The sequence below is a fragment of the Pollutimonas bauzanensis genome, assembly GCF_040393045.1.
Lineage (GTDB): Bacteria > Pseudomonadota > Gammaproteobacteria > Burkholderiales > Burkholderiaceae_B > Pollutimonas > Pollutimonas bauzanensis_A.
Genome location: NZ_JBEBUX010000149.1, coordinates 1 through 9,711, shown reverse-complemented (window position 1 = coordinate 9,711; position 9,711 = coordinate 1). Strand labels below are relative to the sequence as shown.

Below are 9,711 nucleotides of genomic sequence, written 5' to 3'. Positions count from 1 at the left end.
GTCAGCCATAACCGGGACTGGCCGAGCAAATCCAACGCCACGTTAGTCATGGCCAGATCTTCCTCGAGCGCCGGTCCATGGCCTGTAAGCTCGGACAAACGGTGCGAAAGTATCAGTGTGGTATCACCCATTCGGAGCAAATACTGGAACAAGGCCTGATCCATGGGACCCCCTACATGTGTTTGATTTCGTCGGGCATGGGAAAGAACGTCGGGTGCCGGTAAACCTTGTTGTTGGCAGGCTCAAACAGCGGTTCTTTGTCGCCTGGGCTGCTGGCGACCACATCGGCCGCCTTGACCACCCAGATGCTCAACCCTTCATTGCGGCGTGTATAAACGTCACGCGCATTATTAATGGCCATTTCGGCGTCGGACGCATGCAAGCTGCCTACGTGCTTATGGGCCAGACCATGCTGACTGCGTATGAACACTTCCCAGAGGGGCCATCCGTTTTGGCTCATTTTCGTATCCTTTGCTGCACAAGGGCGCCAACGCCGCATACGCAGTCAATAAAAGTGCTCAGGCGGCCGCTTTTTTGCGGGCCTGCTTGTCGGCATAAGCGGAAAAGGCATCGCGCACCCAAGCGCCGTTCTCATGGGCGCTAACGCGCGCGGCAAGGCGTTCCCGGTTGCATGGGCCATTCCCTTTAATCACAGCATAAAATTCGGACCAGTCGATTTCACCGAAATCGTAATGGCCACGTTCTTCATTCCATTTAAGATCGGGATCGGGCACCTTCAGACCCAGGTATTCGGCCTGCGGAACGGTTTGATCAACCATTTTCTGACGCAGTTCGTCGTTCGAGAACAGCTTGATGCGCCATTGCATGGACTGCGCGCTGTTGGGGGAATCGGCGTCCGACGGCCCGAACATCATCAGGGCCGGCCACCACCACCGGTTAAAGGCCTCCTGGCACATGTCCTTTTGCGCCTGCGTGCCGTGCAGGCACATCTGTATCAACAAATCGTAGCCCTGACGCTGATGGAAGGACTCTTCCTTGCAAACCCGCACCATGGCGCGCGCGTAGGGACCATACGAACAGCGGCACAAAGGGATCTGGTTGATGATGGCCGAACCGTCGACCAACCAGCCCACCATGCCGATATCGGCCCAGGTCAGCGTAGGGTAATTGAAAATGCTGGAATACTTGGCTTTACCCGTATGCAAGTCGTTGACCAGATCATCGCGCGAAACACCCAAGGTTTCAGCTGCGCTGTACAGGTACAGGCCATGACCAGCCTCGTCCTGAACTTTGGCCAGCAAGATAGCCTTGCGCTTTAGCGAAGGCGCGCGGGTAATCCAGTTGCCTTCGGGCAGCATGCCTACGATCTCCGAATGCGCATGCTGCGAAATCTGACGCACCAGCGTTTTACGGTAAGGCTCAGGCATCCAGTCCTTGGGTTCGATCCGTATGCCCTCGTCAATACGCTGCTGGAATGCAAGTTCCGGCCCTGACAACTGATCTACAGAACGAACACTTTTAACGCCTGTCTCCACGAGCTGTGCATACATGTCAGCCTCCTTGTAATTATCACCAGACCTTTTAATGGTTCATTATTTAATACAAAAATATTGATGTCAATCAAATTTTAGTATCAAATAAGGTGTTCACGGCTTCGTATAAGATGGCGGATCGGTTAACGGATACTGGGTTATGCAAGACTCTCAAAGCACGCTACAGCACCTTATCAGCTCCTTGCTGGAGCGCGACCCGCCGCGCGCCAAGTCCCTGTGCGTCACCTTGCTGGGCGACGCAATCGGCCCGCATGGCGGCAGCATATGGCTTAGCGACCTGATCGAGCTGGTCACTCCCCTGGGAATCAATGAGCGCTTATTGCGTACGAGCGTGTTTCGCCTCGTGGCGCAGGATTGGCTGCAATCCGAGCGCCATGGACGACGCAGCCTTTATCGCCTGAGTGAAAACGGCAGCGAACTTACCAGGCAAGCATCCGGCCGCATTTACGACGGCTCTCCCACGCAATGGGAAGGCGACTGGACACTGGTATTGTTACCGCGATTTGGAAACAGCAGCCTGAGCAAGCGCAGCGAAGTGCGGCGGGAGCTGATATGGGCTGGTTTTGGCGCCATAGCGCCGGGGGTATTTGCACTGCCCCGCAATCAGGCATCGGTGGCGCAGAAGGTGCTGAGCAAGCTGAAGCTGTCCAATAACGCCTTGGTGCTTAGTGCACATGAGCTGAATGAAGGTAACGGCCTGATCATCAATTCGTTGATTTCACAGTGCTGGGATCTGGAAGGCGTAGCGCGCCAGTATCAAGACTTCACAGATACCTTTGCGCCCATGCTTGCAGCGCTGAACCCGAACATACGGCCATCACAAGCTTTTGCCGTGCGCGCACTAACCATACATGAATGGCGCCGCATCGTTTTACACGACCCGCAACTGCCCGTTCAAATGCTGCCGGCAGACTGGCCGGGCCATGTTGCCCGGGAGCTTTGCGGCGAACTGTACTGGGCCATCTTTGACCAGGCTGAAGAACACTTGAACCTGCTATTGGACAAGGATCCCATCCATTACCAGGCGGCCAAGCCTTATGTCTTCGAACGATTTGGCGGCCGCGACGACACGGCAGCAGCCAAACCCGCCGCCTACAACTTAATGAAATGCTCGCGATAATGCTTGAGCTCTTCTATTGACTCGTAAATATCAGCCAAAGCTTCATGACGGCTTTTCTTGACGAAGCTTTTGTAGATTTCCGGCTTCCAACGCAAAGAAAGCTCTTTCAACGTACTAACGTCGAGGTTGCGATAATGAAAGTATTCTTCCAGCTTCGGCATATACTTGACCATGAAGCGGCGGTCTTGCCCTATGGTATTACCGCACATAGGCGATTTCCCCGCAGGCACGTGCTGGGCCAGAAAGGCAAGCAATTGCTCTTCGGCCTGGGCTTCTGTCAACGTGGATGCTTTGACCTTTTCAATAAGCCCGCTTTTGCTGTGCGTAGACTGATTCCATTTATCCATGGCGTCCAGCAATTCCTGGCTCTGGTGTATAACCAATACAGGACCTTCAGCAACAAAGGTAAGGTCAGGCTCGGTAATAACCACTGCCACTTCGATAATGCGTTCTTTTTCTGGGTCCAGGCCAGTCATTTCCATGTCTAGCCACACCAAACGCTGTTCGTTTACCGCCATATAATTCATCCTCAAAACACCGATTTTCGCATACTGGCGCTTCCCATGTTTACCTTGCTGTTTATTGCCTTCCTGCTTTCCGATATTGCGCTGCGGCTTTGGCTCGCTTCACGCCAGATTCGCCATGTGCAGCAACATCGCGAGACCGTTCCGGCCGAATTCGCCGACCGTATCCGCCTGCACAGCCATCAACGCGCCGCCGACTATACCGTAGCCAAGATGCAGATAGCAATGGTGGAGCGCGTCACCGAAGCCGCCGTTCTGGTCGGGTTCACCTTACTGGGCGGCCTGCAATTCCTGGATCTGCAACTAGGGTACCTGATCGATAACGAAATGCTGCGCCAACTTGCCCTGATAGGTGCGGTCCTGGCTCTGCTGGGCATTGTCGGCCTGCCTTTTTCCATATGGAAAAAATTCAAGCTTGAAGCCCGCTTCGGATTTAATCGCCTGACACCCAAGCTATTCGTGCTGGACTCTCTTAAAACCCTGGCACTCAGCCTCCTTTTCGGCATACCACTAGTGGCAAGCGTCTTGTGGATCATGGCCAATACCGGCGCGAACTGGGTATGGTGGGCATGGGGTATATGGGTAGCCTTCAATTTGCTTATTCTTTGGCTCTTCCCCACCGTTATCGCGCCCCTGTTCAATAAGTTCACGCCGCTGGATAACCCGGAAATGGCACAACGCATCCAGGCCCTGGCGCAACGTTGCGGATTTTCTCTGAACGGCTTGTTTGTCATGGACGGGTCCAGGCGATCCGCCCATGGCAATGCCTACTTCACAGGTTTCGGGAAAGCTCGCCGCATCGTGTTCTTCGATACGCTGCTGACACGTTTGAATGTTAACGAAATCGAAGCCGTGCTGGCACACGAGCTTGGGCATTTCAAGCGCAAGCATATTATCAAGCGCATGGCTATCAGCTTCAGCCTCGCCCTGGCATTTACCTTGATTTTGGGATGGCTGTCGTCGCAAGTATGGTTCTATGTACAGTTGGGCGTAGTGCCGCAGTTGGGTCGGCCTAACGATGCCCTGGCATTGATTCTTTTCTTTCTGGTCATTCCAGTGTTTACGTTTTGGTTTACCCCTTTAGCCAGCTGGTTTTCCCGTCGCGACGAATTCCAAGCCGATGACTACGCAGCGCAGCAATGCTCCCCTGACGCGCTGATCTCTGCCCTGGTCAAACTTTATGACGACAACGCCGCCACCCTGACACCCGATCCGGTACACTCGGCGTTTTACGACAGCCACCCTTCCGCCGTGCTACGCATCCAGAACTTGAAACATGGCTAACGCCCCTGCGCCCCAAGGGCGTATTATTGCCGCCCATGGTCGGCATTACACCGTCGAGCTGCCAGATGGCAGCCTGCGAAAATGTTTTCCCCGCGGAAAAAAAGCAGGTGCAACAGTAGGCGATTACGTCGTTATCAGCCCGCAAGGCGCTGACGAAGGATCCATAGACCGCATACTGGACCGCCGCAACCTGCTATACCGTTCCGATGACATGCGAACCAAACAGTTCGCTGCGAATGTCGATCAGTTGCTGATTGTCGTGGCCCCAGAGCCCGCCTTCTCCGACGATTTGACAGGCCGCGCCCTGGTGGCAGCCTGGAGCGCAGGCATAGACCCCGTCGTTGTTTTGAACAAGATAGATCTTGAAAATAGCATTGCGGGCGCGCGCCAGCGTTTGGCGACACTGTCGCGCCTGGGCATACAGATTGTCGAGCTTAGCGCGCATGCGCCGGAACAGATGCGCGCTGCACTGCTTCCCTTGTTACGCGATCGCTGCACGCTGCTGCTGGGGCAAAGCGGCATGGGCAAATCAACCATACTCAATGCGCTGGTGCCCGATGCGCGGGCGCACACCCAGGAACATTCGCAGGCACTTGGGGCAGGCAAGCACACGACGACCAGCACACGTTTGTATCACCTGCCCGACCAATCCGGCGATATTATCGACTCACCCGGGTTTCAGGCTTTCGGCCTTTACCACCTGACCGCTACGGATATCGAACGCGGGTTCCCCGAATTCACAGAGGCTATCCAGCACTGTCGGTTTTATAACTGTACCCATCGGCATGAGCCTGGCTGCGGTGTCCTGGCGGCAATGGAGCAAGGCGAAATCACAACAGAACGCCACGACCTTTACAAGCGGATACTCGCTGAAAATGAATCCCAAGGGCGGTATTGATAACCAAGAAGGCCAGGCCAGATCCGCTTTGGCAGACCTTCGGGCACCGCTACGGATTGATCCTGGCCTGAGCGGCCGCAAGATAATGATAAAAATTTCGGATCAGAGCTGCTGTAGCGCCCCAGATGAAATACGACTTCCAGGATATAGAAAAGTAAAACCGGTGCCCGCCACCAGGCAACTGCGCCTCGTGCAAACGATGCAATCCCGTATCCATTAATACCGACAGCGGAACTTCGAATACCTCGGCGACCTCGGTCGTATCGGGCGTAATGGTGAAGCCTGGGCGGATCAAACCGATAACCGGCTTCATGGTGAAACCCGTCGAGGTCAGGAAGCCTGGTTGCGTACCGATAAGCTGGATGAAGTCCGGCGCAACGCCAATTTCCTCATGGGTTTCCCGCAAGGCGGCTGCGATAGCATCGTGATCCGAAGGTTCGATACGGCCTCCGGGAAAGCTGATTTGCCCCGCGTGGTCGTACAAATGCGAGGCACGACGCGTGAAAAGCACATGAAGGCCAGAGGGACGCTGCACCAGCGGAAAAAATACGGCGGCATGAATGATGTCTTGGCCTTCCAGGGCATCAGCTTGAAACGAATCACTGAAGACCGGCTCTACTTCCCATTCAACGGGGCAATCAAATGCCGAACAAATGAAGTCAAGTTGAAGAGAGGCTTGCGAGAGAGGTTGCAACACCTTGCTCGGAACAATAGGCTGAACCTGGGGATCGAAGCCCGGAACAATCACACGCTTGTTTCGACGAGGAAAAATGCTCTGCGACATAAAATTCATAAAGCAAAGGCACCCCTTGGGTGCCTTTGCTGGTTTAAACCGGAAGCGTGCTGCTTATTTAGCGGCTGCTTTCTTAGGATTGCGAACCAGCTTTTCTTTAATACGAGCAGCCTTGCCCGAACGGCTACGCAAGTAATAAAGTTTAGCACGACGCACATCGCCGCGACGTTTTACTTCGATACTGGCGATTTGGGGGGAGTAAAGCTGGAACGTACGTTCAACGGCTTCGCCAGACGAAATCTTGCGGACGATGAAAGACGAGTTCAAACCACGGTTGCGGCGAGCAATAACAACGCCTTCGTAAGCCTGAACACGCTTGCGGGCGCCTTCAACCACGTTTACGTTAACGATAACGGTGTCGCCGGGGCCAAATTGGGGTTTGGCTTCGCCGCCGGTAAGGCGGGCGATTTCTTCTTGTTCGATAAGTTCGATCAAATTCACGGTAAAGCTCCTGGTTTCATCATGACGCGGGCCGAATTTTTACTGCGCAAAATGCAGTTTTTGGTGCATAAAAGGCTTCTATAAAGAAAGCCTAGAGCTAAGCCCGACAGAGGATGAGTTGCAAAGCCGATTATTGTACTAGCAAATACCCTTTTTTAAAAGCCGCCCGCAGCGCCCAACCACATCAAGCCAGGAATGGTAGCGCCCCACACGGCCACCAGGCAAATATCGGTAACCATGGCGCCACGTGTAAGCTTGGCTGGAGCGCCGCGCCTGGGACCTGGAGGGAAAGGCCATTTAGCGGGAGTTTTTTTAGGTTGGTGTGCGTACATGGGAGGTCTCCTGTTAGGGTAAGCGGTAGCGCTGACAGTGCAGGTCGGCTATCAGCCGAAATACAGGCAACCGCTACACCGAAAAACATACTGTTTAAACATACAGCTATTGGTTAACTGAACTGTATAAAAAAACAGTGCTCCTTGCAAGCGTTTTATTTATGATGTGCTTGAAATACCACATCGTCATCGGCCTTCCCTGGACACAACCAAAAAAAATCCCGCCGTGGCGGGATTTTTTTGATAACAAGCTTATTTATTCGGCTGAGGCGTAATGCGCAAGTATGGACGCACCGCTTTATAGCCTTTAGGGAATTTTTCCTGAAGCACTGCTTCATCTTTAAGTGACGGAACAATGATTACGTCATCGCCGTCTTCCCAGTTGACTGGCGTGGCAACGCTATGACTGTCGGTCAGTTGCAAAGAATCAATCACACGCAAAATTTCATTGAAATTGCGGCCTGTACTGGCGGGGTATGTCAAAGTCAGGCGCACTTTCTTGGCAGGATCGATAATGAATACCGAACGGACTGTAGCCGTAGTGCTGGCATTAGGGTGGATCATGTCGTAGAGCGTTGACACTTTGCGATCCTCATCGGCCAGGATGGGGAAATTCACCTGGGTATTCTGGGTATCATTGATGTCTTCGATCCATTTTTTATGCGAATCGGCATCGTCCACAGAAACGGCGATAACCTTTACATTACGCTTGGCAAATTCGCCCGACACAATGGCCGTATAACCGAGTTCGGTAGTGCAAACAGGTGTAAAGTCGGCGGGATGCGAAAACAGCACCCCCCAGCTATCGCCTAAATAGTCGTGAAAACTAATTTTCCCGACGGAAGAATTCTGCTCAAAATCAGGGGCGGTATCGCCCAAGCGTAAAGTTGTCATGATGGCTCTCTAGGTCGTAGGACTAACGAAAAGGTTATGCCATATATTCTGGCAGCATAAGAAACCCAAAGGAAATAAGCTTTAGACATATGCTTATGCTTCAATACTGGCATATCGACTGGCCACCCCACCTTCGCACACCGCAATAGACAAAGATTCCGCACGCGGCAAAATGTGCGCTGCGTAAAAAACGCTGGTGACCAATTTTTGAGTATAGAAGCTCGAAGCATTTCCTGCATCAGCCTGTTGGCTGCACACCAACGCCGCCCGTGCAAGTTGCCATCCGGCATGAACGACCCCGGCCAACATCAAATAAGGCACGCTTCCCAGGAAAACCGAGCGCAAAGCGCCTTTGGCGTTATTCAGGACGAACTCGGTCGCGCTTTCGTAGGCGGTAACAGCAACAGCCAACCGGCGTGCAATCAGTGCAATACCATCGGCGTCCGCGCCGCCCTTGGCCGCCAAGGCCTCTAGCTGGGCTACCGTGCCACGCATTTCCTTGGCCAAGGCACTAGCCACAGTCCCCCCGTCGCGCAGCACCTTGCGCCCCACGAAGTCATTGGCCTGTATCGCAGTAGTGCCTTCATAAATAGGCAAAATACGGGCATCGCGATAGTACTGGGCAGCACCGGTTTCCTCGATAAACCCCATCCCGCCGTGAACCTGAAGGCCCAACGAGGCAATCTCAACTGAGATTTCTGTGGAAAAACCTTTCACAATGGGCACCAAGTGCTCGTAAACCGCCTTATTCTGCGCCCGCACCGCGGCATCGGCATGATGGCGGGAGATGTCGCACGCGGCAGCCGCAACATAAGCAACGGCCCGGGCGCCTTCTGTGAGCGACTTCATGGTCAACAGCATACGTTGCACGTCGGGATGATTCGCAATGGCCACGGGCCCCGCCGAACCTTCCAGAGCCTGCCCCTGAAAGCGCTCGTTTGCGTATGCCGTAGCCTGTTGCAGGGCCCGCTCTGAAACGGCGATGCCCTGGACTCCCACGGCATAACGGGCTGCGTTCATCATAATGAACATGTACTCGAGCCCGCGATTTTCTTCACCGATAAGATAACCCACCGCCCCTTCGCCGACGTCGCCCTTGCCTGACCCATACAGCAATACGGCAGTAGGGCTGCCGTGTATACCTAATTTGTGTTCAAGCGATGCGCACCAGACATCGTTGCGAGCGCCCAATCCGCCATCTTCGCCGACCAGGAACTTGGGAACGATAAACAAGGAAATTCCCTTGACCCCTTTGGGCGCATCTGGGGTTCGCGCCAGCACCAAGTGCACGATATTTTCTGCCATATCGTGTTCACCATAGGTGATAAATATTTTTTGCCCTGATAGCCTGTATGCGCCGTCTTCCTGCTTTACCGCTTTCGTGGCCACCAAGGCCAGGTCAGAACCCGCTTGCGGCTCGGTCAGGTTCATGGTTCCCGTCCAGCGGCCTTCGAGCATCGGAGGAATAAAACGCGCTTTTTGCTCTTCAGTGCCAACAGCGGCTAAGGCCTCGATAACACCATCGGTCAACAGCGGGCAAAGGGAAAATGCCAGGTTGGCCGCATTCATGTTTTCGCTTGCAGGCGCGCCCACCAACTTGGGCAAGCCCTGTCCGCCCCATGCCTGTTCGTGCTGCAGCCCTTGCCAGCCCCCTTGCGCGAACGCATCGAAGGCCTTTTTGAAGCCCGGCGAAGTCGTGACCTCGCCCTCAGACCATTTGGCGGGCGTCGTGTCGCCCGCGCGATTCAAAGGGGCAATAGCCTGCTCAACAAACCGCGCGTTCTCTTCGAGTACCGCATCGACCAAATCGGGGGACACTTCTTCGAAACCAGGCAAGGCCAGAACGGCATCCAGGCCAGCGAGCTCTTTCAGGACAAAACGAATATCTTGGATGGGTGCGCGATAGGTCAC

12 protein-coding genes are annotated in these 9,711 nt (G+C 54.2%); 3 read left to right on the top strand and 9 right to left on the bottom strand.

The window, feature by feature from the left end; genetic code table 11:
- The 3 genes from ABWO67_RS17315 to paaA form a co-directional block, all read right to left on the bottom strand.
- Positions 1-164 (bottom strand): Phenylacetic acid catabolic protein (locus ABWO67_RS17315; RefSeq protein WP_353153918.1); only part of this gene is annotated, 164 nt, incomplete at its 3' end.
- An 8-nt stretch (positions 165-172) separates the two neighbouring features.
- Positions 173-460, bottom strand: a complete 288-nt coding sequence (paaB, locus tag ABWO67_RS17310; protein ID WP_353153915.1) for a 1,2-phenylacetyl-CoA epoxidase subunit PaaB — start codon at positions 458-460, stop codon at positions 173-175.
- Positions 461-518: 58 nt separating this feature from the next.
- Positions 519-1,511, bottom strand: coding sequence for a 1,2-phenylacetyl-CoA epoxidase subunit PaaA (paaA, locus tag ABWO67_RS17305; RefSeq protein ID WP_353153912.1), 993 nt, complete (start codon positions 1,509-1,511; stop codon positions 519-521).
- A gap of 142 nt (positions 1,512-1,653) precedes the next feature.
- Between paaA and paaX the strand changes: the two genes are divergently transcribed.
- Positions 1,654-2,634, top strand: a complete 981-nt coding sequence (gene paaX / locus ABWO67_RS17300; protein WP_353153909.1) for a phenylacetic acid degradation operon negative regulatory protein PaaX — start codon at positions 1,654-1,656, stop codon at positions 2,632-2,634.
- Here the strand turns inward: paaX and orn are convergent.
- The gene (gene orn / locus ABWO67_RS17295; RefSeq protein ID WP_353153906.1) at positions 2,607-3,152 is read right to left on the bottom strand and encodes an oligoribonuclease; all 546 of its coding nucleotides are present in this window, start codon (positions 3,150-3,152) and stop codon (positions 2,607-2,609) included. The genes paaX and orn overlap by 28 nt on opposite strands.
- Positions 3,153-3,197: 45 nt before the next feature.
- On the opposite strand from orn, the gene ABWO67_RS17290 reads away from it, so the two are divergent.
- Together ABWO67_RS17290 and rsgA are read left to right on the top strand one after the other, a co-directional pair.
- Complete coding sequence (locus ABWO67_RS17290; RefSeq protein WP_353153903.1) at positions 3,198-4,442, top strand: M48 family metallopeptidase; 1,245 nt, start codon at positions 3,198-3,200, stop codon at positions 4,440-4,442.
- A complete protein-coding gene (gene rsgA / locus ABWO67_RS17285; RefSeq protein ID WP_353153900.1) occupies positions 4,435-5,340 on the top strand; it encodes a ribosome small subunit-dependent GTPase A in 906 nt (301 codons plus the stop codon). Before ABWO67_RS17290 ends, rsgA begins: the two co-directional genes overlap by 8 nt.
- A gap of 49 nt (positions 5,341-5,389) precedes the next feature.
- Here rsgA and ABWO67_RS17280 read toward each other — a convergent pair whose 3' ends face one another.
- The 5 genes from ABWO67_RS17280 to ABWO67_RS17260 form a co-directional block, all read right to left on the bottom strand.
- Complete coding sequence (locus ABWO67_RS17280) at positions 5,390-6,124, bottom strand: CoA pyrophosphatase (RefSeq protein ID WP_353153897.1); 735 nt, start codon at positions 6,122-6,124, stop codon at positions 5,390-5,392.
- A gap of 63 nt (positions 6,125-6,187) precedes the next feature.
- Positions 6,188-6,574: a 50S ribosomal protein L19 gene (rplS, locus tag ABWO67_RS17275; protein ID WP_353153894.1), complete on the bottom strand. Its 387-nt coding sequence runs from the start codon at positions 6,572-6,574 to the stop codon at positions 6,188-6,190.
- Positions 6,575-6,729: 155 nt separating this feature from the next.
- On the bottom strand, positions 6,730-6,906 hold the full coding sequence (locus tag ABWO67_RS17270) for a hypothetical protein (protein WP_353153921.1): 177 nt from the start codon (positions 6,904-6,906) through the stop codon (positions 6,730-6,732).
- A 252-nt stretch (positions 6,907-7,158) separates the two neighbouring features.
- Positions 7,159-7,800 carry a peroxiredoxin gene (locus ABWO67_RS17265; protein ID WP_353153891.1) on the bottom strand — a complete coding sequence of 214 codons (642 nt, stop codon included), beginning with the start codon at positions 7,798-7,800 and terminating at the stop codon, positions 7,159-7,161.
- A 93-nt stretch (positions 7,801-7,893) separates the two neighbouring features.
- Positions 7,894-9,711: acyl-CoA dehydrogenase (locus ABWO67_RS17260; RefSeq protein ID WP_502930041.1), on the bottom strand; the 1,818-nt coding region annotated here is incomplete at its 5' end.

What these genes read in the sequence shown, in the direction of transcription:
- paaB (WP_353153915.1), bottom strand. Translation starts at nt 460, where the DNA reads ATGAGCCAAAACGGATGGCCCCTCTGGGAAGTGTTCATACGCAGTCAG.
- paaA (WP_353153912.1), bottom strand. Translation starts at nt 1,511, where the DNA reads ATGTATGCACAGCTCGTGGAGACAGGCGTTAAAAGTGTTCGTTCTGTA.
- paaX (WP_353153909.1), top strand. Translation starts at nt 1,654, where the DNA reads ATGCAAGACTCTCAAAGCACGCTACAGCACCTTATCAGCTCCTTGCTG.
- orn (WP_353153906.1), bottom strand. Translation starts at nt 3,152, where the DNA reads ATGGCGGTAAACGAACAGCGTTTGGTGTGGCTAGACATGGAAATGACT.
- ABWO67_RS17290 (WP_353153903.1), top strand. Translation starts at nt 3,198, where the DNA reads ATGTTTACCTTGCTGTTTATTGCCTTCCTGCTTTCCGATATTGCGCTG.
- rsgA (WP_353153900.1), top strand. Translation starts at nt 4,435, where the DNA reads ATGGCTAACGCCCCTGCGCCCCAAGGGCGTATTATTGCCGCCCATGGT.
- ABWO67_RS17280 (WP_353153897.1), bottom strand. Translation starts at nt 6,124, where the DNA reads ATGTCGCAGAGCATTTTTCCTCGTCGAAACAAGCGTGTGATTGTTCCG.
- ABWO67_RS17270 (WP_353153921.1), bottom strand. Translation starts at nt 6,906, where the DNA reads ATGTACGCACACCAACCTAAAAAAACTCCCGCTAAATGGCCTTTCCCT.
- ABWO67_RS17265 (WP_353153891.1), bottom strand. Translation starts at nt 7,800, where the DNA reads ATGACAACTTTACGCTTGGGCGATACCGCCCCTGATTTTGAGCAGAAT.